Here is a 17927-nt window from a genome sequence, read left to right as displayed (position 1 = left end):
GCTAATTAATCGCTTGAGCCGTCATAGCTATTAAAAACTGGGCCGTTAGCCGGTAAATCACAGGTAGCGTTCGCAGCAGTGTCAGGAAGCAATAACCATTCGTCACGGTGAGCTACACCCAGTGAAGTGGCTTGTGATAAGTCTACACATTGAAATTTGTAGTCACTTGGAACTAACAAAAAGCGTTGACGTGTTAGCGGTCTAAGCCGCTGGTCTGAAATCTTTGTCTGCTCGCGGAAAGGCTCGGAAGTATCGGTCAACCAAGCCCACGCTGTACCGTTTTCTACTTCTTTAGGGGTATGGTAACCAAAATGAGCCATTTCAAAGGGTGAATAAAGCAAATACTGTTCTTTAAAGCTGACTATCCCTACCTCGAAGGCAGTTGAATCCTTCGTCAACATATTACTTATTTGGCTTTCTGCATTTTGAAGGACTGTACGGGGAGTTCGGTAGTCATTTAGCAGCCATGCACCGAATGTGGAAGGAATTACAGTGAAAATGAAAAGCCATGCCAGTAATTGGCGGGCGAGTAATTCTCCATCCCCTGCGTTGCGCTTTTTATTGTAAACATAGTAGACAATATGAGTACAAAGGCTAGCGAAACCGAGTACAAGTAATACTATGCTTAAACGAACAAGGGTTTCGCTGTCGCTGTCAAAGCGCGTCATCAGCTTAACAGCGGTGGGCTCGTGAAATAGCAGTGCTAAGCCAGCAATCAATAAAACGGCAGAGATTAACGAGGTAACTGCGCGCGCAAAAAGCACCAACCCTCTTGATACAGTTGAATTCGCAAGTACCAGACCTGCAACCATACTCAACGCAGGCAGTGCCGGTAGAACATAAACACCACGTTTACCTGGGCTGATACTAAAGAAAATGACAACCAATATTACCCATATCAACAGCGATGAGTAAGCGGGGTTGTGAGTAAGTACATTTTTTAACGACTTAGCTTTTGATACAAGTATGGCAATTGGAGTTATCCAAAATACAGGAATAACTTCAACAATATAGTAATACCAGGGCTCTATGTGGTGCCAGGCCTTGGCATATCGCTCAGCCGTTTGTTTAAACAAAATGTTCGACAAGTATTGTTGTATTTGAGGCTCTTGTTTTATCAAACCAAGATAAAGCAGAGGTGCAAGCCACATCGCCACAACTGATAGCATGATTAAGGGGCCAAACAACATGCGCAATGACCACTTGCCGCGATGTGAGCCGCTGGTAAATGCGAAAAATGCAATGGGGATAAATAAAAGAACAGGTAAAAAGCCAACGCCTTTGGTTATGATCCCAAGCCCCATAAAGAACCATGCTGCAAAGTACCACCGCCAATTAACATGTACATAAAAGTGCTGAATGAGTCCGTAGACGCCAATCCAGATAAAGCAGGCGACAAGGGCATCTATTTGAGCAAATTTGGCTTGAATAAGAAACTGAGGGCTCAGTAGGAGTACGAGCATACTCAACATTGCTGCTTTTTCATTGGCAAGTCTTAGCGATAGCTTGTAGGTTAACCCCAAAGTGACAAGGCTTGCGATAGCGTTAGGCAGGAGCATAGCCACCTTCAGGCTACCCGTTATAAGGTAAAAGAAGGCAATACACCACATAAACACAGGGGGCTTGTCTGGATAAATTTCGCCACCGCGCATGGGCACAAGCCACTGTCCGCTGTTCACCATCTCTTTTGCGACCAATGCGAATCGAGGCTCATCGGGGGGCCAAGCATCTCTGAAACCCAGACCAACAAATATCAGAGCACAGGCAAAAAAGAACAGGGTAGATGCATGGCTATTTGAATTAAGCATAAGCCTCACGACGGCTCACTCCTACGAGAAATGCCTGATAGGGATAGAAGTAGAAGAAAGCTAATGATTAAGCCACCAAATTGTAAAGGCTGTTCGAGGGAGCTGACAAATCGAGAACCGCTTCCAAGCAAGGTAAACAAAAAAGTTTGAGGCGCAAAACCGATTGCACTTGCAACAATAAACGGGACAAACGGAACGCTTAGCACACCTGCGACGGCGTTTGTGATTAAGTTAGAGCCAACAGGGAATAAACGAATAATTAGCACATTGCGAAAACTTCGCTTGGCCAGTTTGTTTTCAACAGGCTTTAATTTTGTACCTAAAAGACGGACGGCAAGTGAGCGCAGAGGGCCATTTGCTAATGCATAGGCGATACATGCAGACAATACCGTTAGCAACAAAGCAATTAACCCTCCCTGCAATGCGCCAAAGCCCACTCCGCAAAAAAAACTGACAGCCTGACGGGGAAAGCCCATGGTTAAAAGTACAACACAACCACTCAGTATCATGCACAGCGATTGCCAATTTAAATTTGAAATATAGGCATTCAACCAATCTGTATCATCACCGTGCTTCCATACTTCACCAGTGACTTCAAGCGACACATAGCAGATAAGCGCGATGCTTGCTGCCCCGATGAAAAACTGTATGAAGCTCTTGAGGCGGCGAAGATTAGTCTTCATGACCAATTCCGCTGGCAATGTGATTAAGCTTATTTCTGTACATTAGCCATCTGACGCCAAGCATATCGATGATCCCTGCCCAGCCACGATTCCACGCTGTGTAATTTGATTTACCTTCTAAGCGCGCGCGATGATTAACCGATACACATACCACTTCTCCCCCAAGCCTTTTAGTTAAAGCGGGAATATATCGGTGCATATGGTCGAAGTAGGGCAAAAGTAAAAAGGTACTTCTTGGGAGGAGTTTCAAGCCACAGCCCGTGTCTGGTGTGTCGTCTTGTAGGATCCACTGGCGAACACGATTGGCAACTTTAGACTGAAATCGCTTCCACGGGGTATCTTTTCGCTTTTTACGATGTCCTATAACGCAGAAGTGCGCAACATTAGTCTCTTTAGCTGCGCGAATCAGTCGCGGTATATCAGCAGGATCGTTTTGCCCATCAGCATCAAGGGTGATGATCCACTTGCCTTTTGCCTGTAAAACGCCGTGAAAAACCGAAGTGCTTTGACCGCAGCTTATAGGGTGGACGATGACACGACAACTTACCGGCAAGGTACTTGAAAGGTTATGCAGCAAGGATAGGGAGTCGTCGCTGCTACCGTCATTAACAACAATAATTTCTGTTGTTGTATTTGGAACCACCTCTGCAATTTCTCGTAACAAAGCAGAAAGGTTTTTGGCTTCATTTTTAGCAGGTAAAACAACACTGACGTCAAACTGGTGCATAAGAATATTTGGTAAATCATCGAATGACGTGCACTTTAAATGTTGAACCTTAAGGAAAGCTTAAGTTAGGCGCTAAAGTGCAAACTTGCATTAAAATTCGTATTCCAACGACATGCGAAGTGTGTGATCTTTACTGTCACCATTTAGTCCGGCAATAAAGCCCAGTTCCCATTTTAACTGCTGCTGTCGGTCAAAGCGTTTTATACCCATGAATGCTGGACCAACCCCGATAAAATCCTCTGCTACATACACTTCCAATCCAGGTTGTACTTCAGGGATCCAGCGATACCTAAACTTGGCTTTAAATTCGCTTTCCCATTCATTCTCAACAGTTTGACCCCACTCGTACACCAAGCTAATGTTAGTTGTTAAACTGAATTGGCCAAACTCTTTTTCTGTTAATATCCCCGCTTTAACTGCCCAGTCATCGGTATTGTGCTGCTTTTCCAGCTCAAACAGCGTTGCCCAGTCAGCCCAGTATCGCCCTTGTTCAGTCATCATCCAGCGTAACTCTACTTCGTAGCTTTCTAAGCCAAAATCTTGATTTTCATCCCGCGCACCGACAAGGTATGTCTCTAGGATCATAAACTCTGAAAGTGCATGGCCGAATGAGAAGCGTTGCATTAAAACATTGCCATCGTCATTTTGTCTTGAGGTAAGTCGCCACTCAAACTCACGTTCAAAGGGTAATACATAAGGGTGATAAACCTTATCTACGGTAAAATTATCTGCATAACCGTTACTTGAAAACACGGCGCATAATGCGATAGCGGTAAGGAGAAAACGTCTCACTGTGCGACCTCCTGAATTTCATCAGAGAATCTCTTTTTTGAAGAAAAGAAAGCAATCAAATTAGGCACGATAAGTGCGAAGAAAAACACCAATAAATAGCTCATCGAGGGCGTAGCCTCATAGCCAACGAGAGAATTCAGAAGATGACCATATTCGCTATTGTCACTAATTATTGTGCTGCTATCCCATAGCTGCCTTGGCGATGGGAAGGTGTCAGTTTGTTCCAATAGTAATGCGATATTAGCGGTTTGAGCTGCCAAAAATGTGGTTGCAAAAAAGTATGTTCCTCGCTTGCTAACAAAATGGGTGAGCAAAATATTAAGTAGAATAGCGATGCTAATACTTATACCCAGACCAATGATAGTGCCCAAGAGCAATAACGTACTATCACTATTACGTGATAACTCGGAAACAAAATAAACTAAAAAGTGTAGCGAATTGGGTAAGCCAATACCTATTACTAGCAGGGTGAGGCCTAGACTGAACTTATTTGAGATACGTGACGGCAAAAGTACAACAAGGCACATACCCAACCACGCAATAAAAAACAGTATTGATTTGAGATACTCAAATCCGGCACCTTCTGATAGCCGCGATACCAGTCCTAGCTGGGGGTAGGTAAATACAGCGAGCAATACCAGCAGCAACACCCGCCACGCAACGGCAAGCGTAGACACACGCGGCAGCGCCAGTAATACACTAATGAGCAGGAATATGGGCAAGGTGTCACGCAAGAAGAGAACGACAGTATTAATTAGCATCCAGCGTGTCCTCTTTGCTTTTAACTACTACCTTTCCTACTGCGCTATTAGGATGAAACTCGCCAAAAAAAGGATACTCACCGGCTTTTAATGGGCCAATAAAGATGGTCCCTCGGCTTTTCGCAAATATCACTTTTTCTCTGTTCAAAGAGAAGCTATCTATTTCTTCGGGAGTATCATCGAAATTGACAAAGGTTAGCTTTACTTTTTGCCCTGCAGGCACAATCACTTCCTGAGGAAAGAATAAGTGCTCTTTAATTTCCACCACCACTTCAGGTAAAGCGAACGCAAGGGGCGTATAAAAAGCACAAAGGGCTGAAAAGCAGAATAAAGAAATCTTAGAGTATGTAGTCATTGGAAAATGCCACCCTAACTTCTAATCCCCCGAGCGAACTTTCATCTAAAGAGAGCTCAGCTCCGTTTAATACAACGATTTGTTCTACAATGGCTAGCCCCAAGCCGCTTCCCGAATGAGGCGAGCTGTTAGATGCTCTTTTGAACCGGTTCAGCACGACAGCGCGCTGGTCAGCAGGGATGCCTGGCCCAGAATCGCAGACGCTTAAAATAAGCTCGTCTTTCCGTCGTTCAATCCTAATTATTATTTGTGCACCGCTAGGAGAGAATTTACTCGCATTGCTCACTAAGTTCTGAAGCAAGGTGTAAAGGACAAATTGAGAACTTAGCAACCAAGCTTCTTCTCCTTCCAGTGCTATTTCTTGGCTTTTATTTTCAATAGCGCCGTATAGGTCACTAATTACCTCTTGCGCGACCACGTGCACATTTACAGGTTCTCGCTGTTCTGCAAACGTTTCTGGGCTGGTGCGAGTAAGCAAAAGGAATTGATTTACCGCGTGTATCATTCTGTCAGTGTCTGCTTTAAGGGGAGCTAACACGTGGCCTTTTTCACCTAACTCGTTCGCTATATTGTGAATGTTTATTTTCATCACGCTGAGCGGAGTTCTCAGCTCATGCGCTGCGTTTGATGCGAATTGCTGCTCTCGTTCGAACGCTGAATTTAGTCGCGTGAACATAGTGTTTAATGTAGTAACAACAGGGCTAAGTTCACTGGGCTCTCGGGACAACGCAATGGTAGAAAAATCATTACCCTGTCGGCTGGCAAGGAGTTTTGATAGGTGTTTTAACGGCGATAGTCCCCAAGTAATGCCAAAAAAGAGAATGAGTGCAAGAATAGGCACACTAATTATAAAAGGGGTGATGGCGGCTACAGTTAGCGAGTCAGTTAAAGTAAAGCGACTACTTACGGGTTGAGCCACCATATACCAGCTATCATTATTCGGGTTAAACCGGGTATGTACCCGCCAGCGTGTACCCAGTGCGTTTACTTCAGAAAAGCCCTCGGAGAAGCTGGTTAATGGCGTGCTTAACGCATCAGTAGATGAGCTGGCCAGCTTACCTTGTCTCCATACTTGGAAGAAAAGTGTCTGTTGCTGTGTGCGGGTGCCGCTATCTACATATGAGATTGCGCGGGATAGCTCAACTAACTCGTTATCTAACAAGGTATTCGATATACCCAGCGTTGCGCGGTAGCCTTTAAGTGCTGCACTAAATATCACTAAAACAAGCGCGCTGATCAGTGTAAGAATTAGAAAGCGGCGAATTGAAGACAATTCACTCCCCCGATTTTGAAATGCAATAACCGACGCCTCGAATAGTCTTAATAAACTCAGGAGGCATTTTCTTACGCAAATTACTCACGTGTACTTCTATTGTGTTGCTTGACACTTCCTCTCCCCACTCATAAAGTTTATTTTCCAGCTGATCTTTACTCAGTATGCGCCCTGCGTTTTCAATAAGCGCTTTTAGTAGCATGAGTTCACGTCGAGGTAAGTGAACGTTTTGATTGTCGATAGTAAGCGTATGATGGGCAGTATCAAGGCTGACATTCTTAACACTAACAATGGTGTGAGATGCTGTGCTCAGACGACGCTCAAGTACTCTAATCCTAGCTAACAGTTCTTCTATTTCAAATGGTTTAGGTAAGTAGTCGTCGGCGCCTGCATCTAAGCCAGAGATTTTGTCTAGTGTTTTATCCCGTGCAGTTAATATCAACACAGGAAGCGTTGCGTTTTTCTTTCGAATAGATTTTAGTACGTCGAGGCCATCAGTGTCGGGTAAACCCAAGTCAAGAATGACAATGTCACTTTGGCCCGCTCTAAGTGTTGCAAGAGCATCTGCGCCTGAATAAACACAGTCTACCGTGAAGTTGGCATTCTTTAGTGAAAGGGCGAGGGCGTCAGACAACGGCCTATCGTCCTCTACAAGCAGTACACGCATAAAAAACTCATTGATAAAAAAACAAATCAAAACACTAAACGAGAGACCTTAAGAAAACCTTAAGTGCTTAGTGTTTTACTCTGACATCTCTTTTTCGAGCGCGCGTATTGCTAAATCTTTGTATTTGTCCCACCGCGCATAATCTAGTTTGTAAGGTATTGTTGGGTTGCCGAGCTCGTGAATTTTTCTACTTTCAGCATCGGCAAGCATTTCTGCTTTTCTGTGCCCTTCGAAGCTATCGAAGATACGTTCGAGTTCTCCATCATCTAGAATCCTGACAAGACCTAATCTCAATCTATTCGCGAGGGCAGGGTTATCTGGGCTAACAAAAAAGTACTCATAGTTGGGGTATTTTAATAGGTGGAACTGCTCTAAAGAGACATGCTTATCTTTGTGGCGTTCTAAATCGCGGTGTACTTCAATGATATTTCTGGGGAAAGCGTCAACTAGCCCCCTATCTACCATCGAGTACATAGAATGGAACCAAAGGCTCCAATCTTCACCACTTACGTTATAGCCATTTGCTTTAAGTACACTTAAATCTGGCCAGTCTGCGCCTTGAACCATGGTTGATTGCTTTAATGCTTCGCCGGTTTGTTGGGCAAAACTGGACTGCTCAGAAGGGTTAATCACCAATACGCGATAACCTGAATAACCTTTCAGCAGTGGTAACTTAATGGGCAGAAGACGCTGCTCTCGGTTACTGTTGGTGACACTCCACATTACATCCGCATCGCCTTTTAGCAAAGTAACAAGCTGACGACTCTGACTCATAGGATGGGGGTGAGGGGTTAAAGCAACATCACCGTATTCCGGTGTTGCTGCGATAACTGCACTGAGTACAGCTACGTGATAACTTCCATAATCATCATCGGCAAACGCACGTGTATATACTAACTCCTCAGCATTAACACTGGCCATAAGTAGCGTGTGTAGCATCATCATTGAAGCTACGAAGCGAGACATTTTCATTTTGTTTTTATAACGGTTCCAAATATAACGTTTTGACGTTACCTCAAATCGGTTTCTATGTCATCGGCAGATGATGGAATTTTATCCATATTTTTTGTTCTTAGGGGTTCGCATTTCCTTCAATTCCTGTATAATTCGCGCCCTGCCCAGTTACGCCCACCTTTGGGAAGGTGGAAGAATCAGCCGGCTCGAAGGGGTCATTGTGTTGATTTTAAGGTGATTTCTGGTGTTCAGAAATCAGTAACGACGATATTATTCGGGTGAATTTGAAAATGAAAACTTTTGTTGCTAAGCCAGAAACGGTACAACGTGACTGGTATGTGGTAGACGCCACAGACAAAACTCTAGGCCGTTTGGCTTCTGAAATCGCACTACGCCTTCGTGGTAAGCACAAGCCAGAGTACACACCTCACGTGGACACTGGTGATTACATCGTAGTAATCAATGCTGAAAAAGTTGCGGTAACAGGCCGTAAAGCGCAAGACAAAATGTACTATGCGCACTCTGGTTACCCAGGTGGTCTTAAAGAGACAAACTTTGAAAAACTAATTGCTCACAAGCCAGAAATGGTTATTGAAAAAGCAGTTAAAGGCATGTTGCCAAAAGGCCCTCTAGGTCGCGCAATGTTCCGTAAAATGAAAGTTTACGCAGGTGCAGAGCACAAGCACACCGCACAGCAACCACAAGTTTTGGACATTTAAGGAGCTATTAACATGGCAGATACTCAATACTACGGCACAGGCCGCCGCAAAAGTTCTACTGCTCGTGTGTTCCTACGTCCAGGCACAGGTAGCATTAAAGTAAACCAACGCGCTCTTGACGAGTACTTTGGTCGTGAAACAGAGTGCATGGTTGTTCGTCAGCCACTTGAACTTGTTGAAATGACTGAAAAGTTTGACGTATACATCACTGTTAAAGGTGGTGGTTCTAACGGTCAAGCGGGTGCAATCCGTCACGGTCTTACTCGTGCTCTTATGGAGTATGATGAAGCACTACGTCCAGCACTTCGTAAAGCTGGCTTCGTTACTCGTGACGCACGTCGCGTTGAACGTAAGAAAGTTGGTCTACACAAAGCGCGTAAGCGTCCACAATTCTCAAAGCGTTAATTTTTACGTTTTTTGTATTTTCAAAAACCCGGCTTATGCCGGGTTTTTTATTGCTTTTTTTCTATTACAAGTTGCCTGCGTCCCACATTCAGTAAAGTCTTCAAGCCTCTACAATTCATAACAAAGGTTTAATTTGCTGGTGTTATCTAACCAAATATTCTTCAAAACCTTGATTTTAGGCCTTTCCCTCACTAAACCTAAACACACCTTTTGAATTAAATTATCGCTTAAATATCAGTAAAACCTTGTGTTTATAAGGGCTTTTCTTTTATCATTTGCGGTCGAAAATTTTGAAAACTTTCGTGACCTCGTAAACCAGTAAATTTTTACTGTTACGTCGCTGTCATGACAAGCCATATGATGCATGACGCAAGCGTGATAAAACCAGTATAAGCTTGGGTTACACATCATAATTATCCAAACCTGGAGAAATGTGGATGAGCAATGTATCTGTAGATGCAACAGAGTCTGCACACAATGAAAACCAGCCAGAAAACAACACTCGTCGTCGGTTCTTGACCGTTGCCACGTCGGTAGTTGGTGGTGTAGGTGTCGTTGGTGCTGCTGTGCCTTTTATTGCGTCCTGGAATCCAAGCGCCAAAGCGAAAGCCGCCGGTGCTGACGTTGAAGTAGATATCAGCGGGATTGAGCCTGGACAGTTAGTACGTGTGATGTGGCGAAGCAAGCCTGTGTGGATTGTACGTCGTACGCCTGAAATTCTTGAAGAACTAGGCGCGCACGAAGATAAGCTGAAAGATCCTAACTCTGAAGCTGAGCAGCAGCCTGCGTTTGCTCAAAACCGTTTCCGTTCAATGAAGGAAGAGTACCTTATCCTTGTTGGTATCTGTACTCACCTGGGTTGTTCTCCACAGCATCTTAAAGACGGTGCATTTGAAGAAGTGGTTGAAGGCGTTCCAGATGGATTCTTCTGCCCGTGCCACGGTTCGAAATTCGACATGGCTGGACGTGTATTCCAAAACGTTCCTGCACCGTTGAACCTGGTTGTACCGCCATATCAATTCGTTGATGACAATAACATCATCATCGGTTCAGAAGCGGAGGCCGTGTAATATGAATGCTTTCCTAGGTTGGATTGAAGAACGCATCCCAATGATGCGCGTTGCGAATATGCACGCTCTTCAATATCCTGCTCCAAAGAACATGAACTTCTGGTATGTGTTCGGTTTTCTAGCAACTATTGTTTTGGTAAACCAGATTGTTACTGGTATTTGGTTGACCATGAACTTCGTTCCATCTTCAGAAGGCGCATTTGCTTCTGTTGAATACATCATGCGTGAGATCGACTACGGTTGGATCATTCGTTACATGCACAGTACTGGCGCATCAGCGTTCTTTATTGTGGTATATCTACACATGTTCCGTGGCATGATTTACGGCTCTTACCAGAAGCCTCGTGAGCTTCTATGGGTGTTTGGTATGTTTATTTACCTAGCGCTTATGGCAGAAGCTTTCATGGGTTACGTTCTACCTTGGGGACAAATGTCTTACTGGGGTGCGCAGGTAATCGTATCACTATTTGGTGCTATTCCTGTTGTTGGTCCTGACCTTGTTATCTGGCTACAAGGTGACTACGTTATCTCTGGCGCAACACTAAACCGCTTCTTCGCATTACACGTTATTGCGTTGCCGTTGGTTATCGTTATTCTTGTGTTCCTTCACATTATTGCACTTCACGAAGTGGGTTCTAACAACCCTGATGGTATCGCTATCAAGCACAAGAAAGGTTCACTACCTGAGTCTGAAAAGACGAAGTATGAAATTCATGAATACTACACAAGCAAGTACGACATTGCTGATGACGTATTGCCGTTCTTCCCACACATCGTACTTAAAGACCTTGTGGCGTTCTGTGTATTCTTAGCATTGTTCACTTACGTGCTGTTCTTTGCCCCTGAAATGGGCGGTAAATTCCTAGAGCACCCTAACTTTGAAATTGCTAACCCACTTAAAACACCAGAGCATATCTTCCCTGTTTGGTACTTCACACCGTTCTACGCGGTACTAAAAGCGGTACCTGATAAGCTATTCGGTGTATTAGCAATGTTCGGTGCTATTGCTGCGCTATTTGCTCTGCCTTGGGTTGACCGTGGTCGCGTTAAATCATGGCGCTATCGCTGTGGCCTACACAAAGTAAACCTAATTGTGTTCGCTATCGTGTTTGTTTTCCTTGGTTACCTAGGTGGTACGCCGCAAGAAAACTGGAAAATCATTGCCTCGCAAATCGCAACAGTAATGTACTTCGGTTTCTTCATTGCACTGTTCCTATACAGCAAAAACGAAAATACTAAACCAGTGCCAGAGAGGATTTCTAAATGAAAAAAATGATGTGCTTTTTAGCCTTCTTCCTACCTGGCGTCGCGTTTGCGGCAGGCGGGAACGTACACCTAGATGAAGCGCCTATCGATTTGACTGATAAGGCGTCTTTACAACGCGGTGCACAGTTGTTCATGAACTACTGTTTGGGCTGTCACTCAATGAAGTATCAGCGCTATCAGCGTTCATTCCAAGATTTGGGTATTCCTGATGAACTAGGCCAAGAGTATTTGCAGTTCACGGGTGACAAGGTGTCTGACTATATCACTCGTGCAATGCCTGAAGAGGCAGCAGCAGGGTGGTTTGGTGCTGCTCCACCAGATCTAACGCTAGTGGCTCGTGTTCGTGGTGAAGACTGGATTTACACTTACCTGCGCTCTTTCTATGTTGACGAAAGCCGCCCGTTTGGTGTTAATAACACAGTGTTCCCAGAAGTGGGTATGCCACACGTGCTTCAGCCACTTCAAGGTACGCCAACGCGCACTTATGAAGAGCAAATGGTTGATGGTGAGATGGTCAAGCGTTATGTAGGCATTAAGTCAGATGGTACTGGCGCAATGTCTCCTGACGAGTACGACCAAGCCGTTGCCGATATCGTGAACTTCTTGGAGTACACAGGTGAGCCTGCGAAACTTGAATCTCACAAAATCGGTAAGTGGGTGCTTATCTTTATCGCAGTATTGTTCGTATTTGTTTACTTATTGAAGAAAGAATACTGGCGAGAAGTGCACTAATCGCACAGATTTATGTATAATATGAAAAGGGGGCTTCTCGCCCCCTTTTTTTGGTATTTACTCGTGCTACCTGAAAACCCTTTTGTATAGGGTGTTCAGGTAGCACGAGTTAACGTAATAAGCTTACCGTTTGTAAGCGTAAACTTGTTTCTCGACGGAGGAAATTGAATGGCCGTAGCCGCGAATAAACGTTCTATTATGACGTTGTTCTCTGACACAATTGATATTTATAGCCACCAGGTGCGTATTGTGTTGGCAGAAAAAGGTGTGGGTGTTGAAATCAGCTACACAGATCCTAGCAACCTGTCTGAAGATCTGTTGGAGCTTAACCCTTACGGTACTGTTCCAACTCTAGTTGATCGCGAGCTTGTACTTTACAAGTCGCACATCATCATGGAATACCTTGATGAGCGTTTCCCTCATCCACCACTTATGCCGGTTTACCCAGTATCACGTGGTCAGAGCCGCCTTATGATGCACCGCATCGAGCAAGACTGGTACTCGCTTGCTGCCCGTATTTTCCGTGGCGAAGGTGATGTAGAAGCAGCACGTAATGAGCTGCGTGAAGCTTTGCTATCTCTTGCGCCTGTATTTGGTGAAATGCCTTACTTTATGAGCGAAGAGTTCAGCTTAGTTGATTGCTACCTTGCTCCGCTATTATGGCGTTTACCTGCACTAGGTATTGAACTAAACGGTGCTGGCAGCAAAGAAATTAACGCTTACATGAACCGTATTTTCTCTCGTAGCTCATTTAAAGCGTCTTTGACTGACCAAGAGCGTGAGATCCACAACCCGCTATGACATCTATGACGTCAAACCAGCCCTATTTGCTTAGGGCTTTTTATGAGTGGATTGTTGATAACGACTTAACGCCGTACATTGTGGTAGATGCAACCAACGAGTTGGTTGAAGTGCCGCAGGAGTTCGTTAAAGACGGTCAGATCGTTTTAAACGTATCGCCTAGTGCGTGTGTTAACTTTTCTCTTGATTTAGATGGCTTATCGTTTCAAGCACGCTTTTCTGGGCAACCTAGAAGATTAAGTATGCCTTGTGAAGCGGTAATGGCTATTTACGCAAGAGAAAATGGTGCAGGTACGGTATTCGCCACTGAAGAAGATGTGGCTCGTGCGCAGCAAGAGCGCCCAGAAACATCTGAAGATGTTTCTCAACCTAGCGGACCGACGTCGCTGGAAGATGCTGATGCAAGCGACGTGAAAGACGCACCTGTTCCACCTAAAAAGGGTAAGCCTACCCTCAAAGTTATTAAATAGTTTATTAAATAGCTTATCAAATAACGTATTAGCCTGGTTTTGTGAAGTTTATCTACTCAGCAAAGCCAGCGCTTATCTTTCTTATTCCCGTTAAGTTTTATCTCCGGTTCCCCTTCGCACAAAAGTAAAAACACCCCATTACCTGCGTAATAGGGCGCTTTCACGTGGTACTGTGTTTAACCATTTAACGGGTTCGGGTTATCACCGCGCGGCTCGTTGGGTAATCAAAGCGATGGGCCTCGGTTAGTACCGATGTGGATAGACCCTCACGGCTTGGATCGTCAGCGTTTGCACTAGTAACTACACCTTGGTGAAGTCTTACTGCATCGGCAAGATCATCCCTCACCACATCATAACCCGCTGCTTCACCACCGCCACCGGCAACACCCGGTACGCCATATCCACCCAGCGCGTTTCCGGTCCCAGCTTCAACAACATCTGTACGGGCACTATTTAATTCATCGATAAGCTCAGTACCGGCGTCGTATGCATTAAGGTAATAAGTGTAGGTACCCGGCTCGGTTGGAATTTCAATACTGTCCATACCAACAAAAGCGTCGTTAGTAGGTATTAGCATGGAAAGTAGCGAAAGATATGGCTTGTCCATAGTATCGAAGGGATAGCTTAACGTAGCTTTCGGCGCAAGAAGTCCGCCAAAACGGTGCCACGTATTTGAATCATTGTCGTAATCCAAACCAAGTTTTTTCTCGCAATCAATTGCTCAGTGAGGTGTGGGGCTATAACCACGAAGGCTACGAGCACACGGTGAATACCCATATAAATCGTTTACGCACTAAGCTTGATAAAATCAACAGTATTGAAAATGGTGGACAGCTAGTAGAAACCGTCTGGGGTGTGGGTTACAAGTTGAACGTCAATGGATATATAGCGAAAGCGCTTATTGCATGAGTATTTTTTAGCTCACCATGCCCTATCAGGCATGAGAGTTCAAAATTAACTTAAATTAGAAACAGCGTCGCAGTACCTAAGAAAGCAAAAATACCCACTACATCGGTTATCGTAGTTAAGATAACACTGCCAGCTAGGGCAGGGTCTATCTTAAGACGCTTCATGATCATAGGTAAGGTTGCACCCGCTAAAGCAGCCGCAATCATGTTTACCATCATGGCAAAGGCAATAATTACGCCCAGCATGTAATCTTGTTTCCATAACGCGATGACAGAGGCAATAAGCACCGCCCAAATGGCACCGTTTAAAAAGCCGATGGATATTTCTTTACTGATAAGCCATCGTGAGTTACTCGCGTTAACATGGCCTAATGCCATACCGCGAATAACTAGCGTTAGCGTCTGATTACCCGCTACACCGCCCATACTAGGGACAATGGTATTTAAAATAGCTAACACAGCCAGTTGGCTCAGCGTTGCTTCAAATAGATCACTCACCATCGCAGCCATTAGCGCCGTCACTAAGTTTACCGCCAGCCACACCGAGCGTCGTTTGGTACTTTGCATAACGGGTGCAAAGGTATCTTCGTCATCATCAAGACCCGCCATACTCATCATCGAGTGCTCGGCGTCCTCACGAATAATATCAACCACGTCATCAATGGTAATTCGGCCCACTAAGCGATGGTTTTCATCTACAACAGGTGCTGAAAGCCAATTGTATCGCTCGAACAGGCTTGCGACTTCATCGTCTGGCATATTCACAGGAATCGCTTCAGATTCCTCATCCATAACGTCAGACACTTTATCGTCGGTATCTGCGGTGAGTAAACGGGTAACCGGAACAATACCAACAAGGTTGTCAGTTCGGTTTACCACGTAAAACGTATCCGTATTCTCAGGTAGCTCACCTTTTAAGCGGATATAGCGCAGAACCACGTCAATGGTCACATCTGGACGTAAAGTGATGGTGTCGGTGTTCATGATGAAACCAGCGGTTTCCTCACCGTAAGACAGCGCTTGCTCTGCGCGCACGCGATCTTGTGCATCCATCGAATCTAGAATATCGGCCAATACTGGCTCGGGAAGGCTGCTTAGCGTCTCTGCTAAGTCATCGGTATCCATCTCTTCAAGTGCGTCAACCACATTAGCGGGAAGCATTTTTGTAATGATACCGTTTCGAACATCGTCAGACAGTTCTTCTAAAATGTCGCCGTGAAAGTCACCATCAATGAGCTCCCATAATTCGTCACGGGTTCTGCTAGGGCTAGATTCAAGAATGTGGGCGACGTCTGAAGGCGGTAATTCAAGCAGAAGCTTACGTACAGATACGAATTGACCGTTGGTCAACGCAGCGTTGAGTGCGCGTAACTGAGTTTGTACGTATTTAGAAACAAGCGCTTCTGCCATAAGGCGTTATTCCTACAAGCTAAAAGATGAACAATGCAGGCCATAGAGCCTAAGTGGGCGTAGAATATCGCAATTATGATGAGTCTGTCATGATAATTGCGTAGGTTTTGCGCAGGATTTTAAGATAACTGCGCTAAGTGTTGATTAATTGGTCAATGGATTGGGTAAGTAAGACTATTCGTCTTCGTTAAATCTGCCCTCAATAAGCTCTTCAATAGCTGCAAGTGCATCAACAGCATCACTGCCGTCCACAATCACATCTACCTGTTCACCTTGATGGCTTTCAAGCATCATTAATCCCAATACACTGCTTGCGTCTGCTTCTTTATCGCCTTTTTTTAAGATGATTTTAGCGTCGAATTGATTAGCCAGTTTAACCAGTTGGGTCGCCGCTCTCGCATGCAACCCTAACTTATTGACGATAGTTAGCGTTTTTTGAATAGTCATTACTGATTCAGCTCTCTATGGCGAATTTGAACATCAGGGTGTATTTCACTGAAGGTTTTCGACAGGGTCTGTGCGATATAAACCGAACGGTGTTGCCCGCCAGTACAGCCAATGGCTACGGTTACGTAACTTCTGTTATTGCGTTCTAAATGAGGCAGCCATGTCGTTATTAAATTCTGAATTTGCCAAATGAACTTGGTCACTACAGGCTGCGACCCCAAAAATACTTCTACTGGTGCGTCTAATCCGGTCAGATGTTTAAGGTCGGGCTCCCAGTGGGGGTTAGGTAAAAAGCGGGCATCAAAAACGTAATCCGCATCTTTAGGAATGCCGTGCTTAAAGCCAAACGACTCAAACACAAGCACAAGGCGTGAGCTTTTCTTACCCAGGATACGCTCTCGAATTAACTCTGCCAGTTGGTGAATGGTAAGCTTATCTGTATCTAGATATAAATCTGCGCGCTCAGCAATAGGAGCAAGTAGGGCAGACTCGGCTTTAATGGCTTCTGAAAGCGATTTATTAAGCTTGGCGAGAGGGTGAAGACGACGTGTTTCGCTAAAACGCTTAACCAGTACATCATCGCTCGCGTCAATGTAAACAATGGTCATCGACCACGAAGAAGGCAGGTAGTCTAGAATTTCTACCAAATCGTCAGGATTTTTAGGTAAGTTTCTCACATCGATACTTACCGCAACCTGATCGTACTCGTCAACAACTGTATGGGTTAAGGTGGGAAGTAAGTTTACCGGGATATTATCAACACAGTAATAACCTAAATCTTCCAATGCGCGAAGTGCGACAGACTTACCAGACCCCGAACGACCACTGATTATTATCAGCTTCACCTACTTTCTCCCTAATACTCTGGTTTTATCACATACGCGTTGTTGAATTAGGCGCCTACTAAACGGTTAATAGGCGCTTAATGTTTAACTTAATGCAGATAGAATATCGTCGCTTGTCGTTGCGCGACGTATTGCTTTAATCGTTTCTTTGTCGCTTAGTTTACCAGCCACGGTGGCCAGCGTTTGAAGGTGTCCTTCGGTCTGTTCCTCAGGAACGAGTAGAGCAAAAAAGATGTCTACGGGTTTCTCGTCAAGGGCGTCGAAGTCGATTGCTGGCGTGCTGGTTACAACAATGGCAATCACTTTCTCGAGGCCCGGCAGGCGTCCGTGGGGCAGGGCGATACCATTGCCAATGCCTGTACTACCCATACGCTCTCGAGCCATCAAACTGTTGAGTACCGTTGCCTGATCAATGTTCTCGTTTTGCTTGGCAGCGATATCAGCGATGATCTCAAGAATTCGCTTTTTACTATTACACTGAACCGCACACTCGGTGCGGTCCAGACTTACGATGGCTTGTATATCCATGCTTAATTAACTACTAATGTTTTTTCAGTTTTTCCTTATGCTTGATTACCTGCCGGTCGAGTTTATCAACCATGCTGTCAATCGCCGCATACATGTCGGTATTTTCTGAGGATGCGAATACTTCAGCGCCACTTAAATGAACGGTCGCTTCGGCTTTTTGATTTAATTTTTCAACGTTCAGGATGACATGCACATTAGAAATGTGATCAAAGTGACGTTCAAGTTTGCTGAACTTCGTATCGACATAATTACGCAAAGAGTCGGTGATTTCGACATGATGACCAGTAAGGTTGATTTGCATATTTC

Annotated in this window: 21 protein-coding genes and 2 pseudogenes; 8 read left to right on the top strand and 15 right to left on the bottom strand. The window is 44.8% G+C overall.

What is annotated here, in order from left to right:
• Nucleotides 1-5: 5 nt before the first annotated feature.
• From MHM87_RS16755 to MHM87_RS16715, 9 genes are all read right to left on the bottom strand, one after another.
• Nucleotides 6-1808, bottom strand: coding sequence for a glycosyltransferase family 39 protein (locus tag MHM87_RS16755; RefSeq protein ID WP_239218714.1), 1803 nt, complete (start codon nucleotides 1806-1808; stop codon nucleotides 6-8).
• Nucleotides 1809-1813: 5 nt separating this feature from the next.
• Entirely contained in the window at nucleotides 1814-2491 is a 678-nt protein-coding gene (locus tag MHM87_RS16750; protein WP_015066266.1) for a VTT domain-containing protein, read from the bottom strand.
• Nucleotides 2481-3218, bottom strand: a complete 738-nt coding sequence (locus tag MHM87_RS16745; RefSeq protein WP_239260283.1) for a glycosyltransferase family 2 protein — start codon at nucleotides 3216-3218, stop codon at nucleotides 2481-2483. Before MHM87_RS16745 ends, MHM87_RS16750 begins: the two co-directional genes overlap by 11 nt.
• 90 nt (nucleotides 3219-3308) lie before the next feature.
• The gene (locus tag MHM87_RS16740) at nucleotides 3309-4010 is read right to left on the bottom strand and encodes a hypothetical protein (protein ID WP_061094253.1); all 702 of its coding nucleotides are present in this window, start codon (nucleotides 4008-4010) and stop codon (nucleotides 3309-3311) included.
• Entirely contained in the window at nucleotides 4007-4771 is a 765-nt protein-coding gene (locus tag MHM87_RS16735; RefSeq protein ID WP_239218711.1) for an FTR1 family iron permease, read from the bottom strand. Before MHM87_RS16735 ends, MHM87_RS16740 begins: the two co-directional genes overlap by 4 nt.
• A complete protein-coding gene (locus MHM87_RS16730) occupies nucleotides 4761-5126 on the bottom strand; it encodes a cupredoxin domain-containing protein (protein ID WP_014975719.1) in 366 nt (121 codons plus the stop codon). The genes MHM87_RS16735 and MHM87_RS16730 overlap by 11 nt, the downstream gene beginning before the upstream one ends.
• On the bottom strand, nucleotides 5110-6399 hold the full coding sequence (locus MHM87_RS16725; RefSeq protein WP_239218709.1) for an ATP-binding protein: 1290 nt from the start codon (nucleotides 6397-6399) through the stop codon (nucleotides 5110-5112). The genes MHM87_RS16730 and MHM87_RS16725 overlap by 17 nt, the downstream gene beginning before the upstream one ends.
• Nucleotide 6400: 1 nt before the next feature.
• On the bottom strand, nucleotides 6401-7066 hold the full coding sequence (locus tag MHM87_RS16720; protein ID WP_239218707.1) for a response regulator transcription factor: 666 nt from the start codon (nucleotides 7064-7066) through the stop codon (nucleotides 6401-6403).
• Nucleotides 7067-7141: 75 nt separating this feature from the next.
• On the bottom strand, nucleotides 7142-8038 hold the full coding sequence (locus tag MHM87_RS16715; protein ID WP_342339910.1) for a hypothetical protein: 897 nt from the start codon (nucleotides 8036-8038) through the stop codon (nucleotides 7142-7144).
• A 272-nt stretch (nucleotides 8039-8310) separates the two neighbouring features.
• Between MHM87_RS16715 and rplM the strand changes: the two genes are divergently transcribed.
• From rplM to MHM87_RS16680, 7 genes are all read left to right on the top strand, one after another.
• On the top strand, nucleotides 8311-8739 hold the full coding sequence (gene rplM, locus MHM87_RS16710; protein WP_014948329.1) for a 50S ribosomal protein L13: 429 nt from the start codon (nucleotides 8311-8313) through the stop codon (nucleotides 8737-8739).
• A gap of 12 nt (nucleotides 8740-8751) precedes the next feature.
• Complete coding sequence (gene rpsI, locus MHM87_RS16705; RefSeq protein WP_014948330.1) at nucleotides 8752-9144, top strand: 30S ribosomal protein S9; 393 nt, start codon at nucleotides 8752-8754, stop codon at nucleotides 9142-9144.
• Between the two features lie 437 nt (nucleotides 9145-9581).
• Entirely contained in the window at nucleotides 9582-10214 is a 633-nt protein-coding gene (petA, locus tag MHM87_RS16700; RefSeq protein ID WP_014948331.1) for a ubiquinol-cytochrome c reductase iron-sulfur subunit, read from the top strand.
• 1 nt (nucleotide 10215) lies between these two features.
• Nucleotides 10216-11481, top strand: a complete 1266-nt coding sequence (locus MHM87_RS16695; RefSeq protein ID WP_239260281.1) for a cytochrome bc complex cytochrome b subunit — start codon at nucleotides 10216-10218, stop codon at nucleotides 11479-11481.
• Nucleotides 11478-12212, top strand: a complete 735-nt coding sequence (locus tag MHM87_RS16690) for a cytochrome c1 (protein WP_015066276.1) — start codon at nucleotides 11478-11480, stop codon at nucleotides 12210-12212. Before MHM87_RS16695 ends, MHM87_RS16690 begins: the two co-directional genes overlap by 4 nt.
• Before the next feature lie 168 nt (nucleotides 12213-12380).
• Nucleotides 12381-13013 carry a stringent starvation protein SspA gene (gene sspA / locus MHM87_RS16685; RefSeq protein ID WP_012517332.1) on the top strand — a complete coding sequence of 211 codons (633 nt, stop codon included), beginning with the start codon at nucleotides 12381-12383 and terminating at the stop codon, nucleotides 13011-13013.
• Complete coding sequence (locus tag MHM87_RS16680) at nucleotides 13010-13483, top strand: ClpXP protease specificity-enhancing factor (RefSeq protein WP_014948334.1); 474 nt, start codon at nucleotides 13010-13012, stop codon at nucleotides 13481-13483. The genes sspA and MHM87_RS16680 overlap by 4 nt, the downstream gene beginning before the upstream one ends.
• Before the next feature lie 184 nt (nucleotides 13484-13667).
• Here MHM87_RS16680 and MHM87_RS16675 read toward each other — a convergent pair.
• Nucleotides 13668-14168 (bottom strand): annotated as a pseudogene (locus MHM87_RS16675) (spondin domain-containing protein); the annotation flags it as partial.
• Here MHM87_RS16675 and MHM87_RS16670 point away from each other — a divergent pair.
• Nucleotides 14165-14392 (top strand): annotated as a pseudogene (locus tag MHM87_RS16670) (winged helix-turn-helix domain-containing protein); the annotation flags it as partial. The pseudogenes MHM87_RS16675 and MHM87_RS16670 overlap by 4 nt on opposite strands.
• A 50-nt stretch (nucleotides 14393-14442) precedes the next feature.
• Here MHM87_RS16670 and mgtE read toward each other — a convergent pair.
• The 5 genes from mgtE to hpf form a co-directional block, all read right to left on the bottom strand.
• Entirely contained in the window at nucleotides 14443-15801 is a 1359-nt protein-coding gene (gene mgtE / locus MHM87_RS16665; RefSeq protein WP_014948338.1) for a magnesium transporter, read from the bottom strand.
• Between the two features lie 174 nt (nucleotides 15802-15975).
• Nucleotides 15976-16248 (bottom strand): HPr family phosphocarrier protein, encoded by a 273-nt coding sequence (locus tag MHM87_RS16660; protein WP_014948339.1) that lies wholly within the window; start codon nucleotides 16246-16248, stop codon nucleotides 15976-15978.
• Entirely contained in the window at nucleotides 16248-17093 is an 846-nt protein-coding gene (gene rapZ / locus MHM87_RS16655) for an RNase adapter RapZ (RefSeq protein ID WP_014948340.1), read from the bottom strand. The genes MHM87_RS16660 and rapZ overlap by 1 nt, the downstream gene beginning before the upstream one ends.
• An 84-nt stretch (nucleotides 17094-17177) precedes the next feature.
• Nucleotides 17178-17621 carry a PTS IIA-like nitrogen regulatory protein PtsN gene (gene ptsN / locus MHM87_RS16650; RefSeq protein ID WP_014975727.1) on the bottom strand — a complete coding sequence of 148 codons (444 nt, stop codon included), beginning with the start codon at nucleotides 17619-17621 and terminating at the stop codon, nucleotides 17178-17180.
• Nucleotides 17622-17634: 13 nt separating this feature from the next.
• A complete protein-coding gene (hpf, locus tag MHM87_RS16645; RefSeq protein WP_012517338.1) occupies nucleotides 17635-17922 on the bottom strand; it encodes a ribosome hibernation promoting factor in 288 nt (95 codons plus the stop codon).
• Between the last annotated feature and the right edge of the window lie 5 nt (nucleotides 17923-17927).

Origin of the sequence: Alteromonas sp. Cnat3-28 (assembly GCF_022348265.1) — a bacterium.
In the GTDB taxonomy this organism is placed as follows: domain Bacteria; phylum Pseudomonadota; class Gammaproteobacteria; order Enterobacterales; family Alteromonadaceae; genus Alteromonas; species Alteromonas macleodii.
The sequence above is the reverse complement of the archived record's forward strand: the minus strand, read 5'-3'. Positions and strand labels throughout refer to the sequence as shown.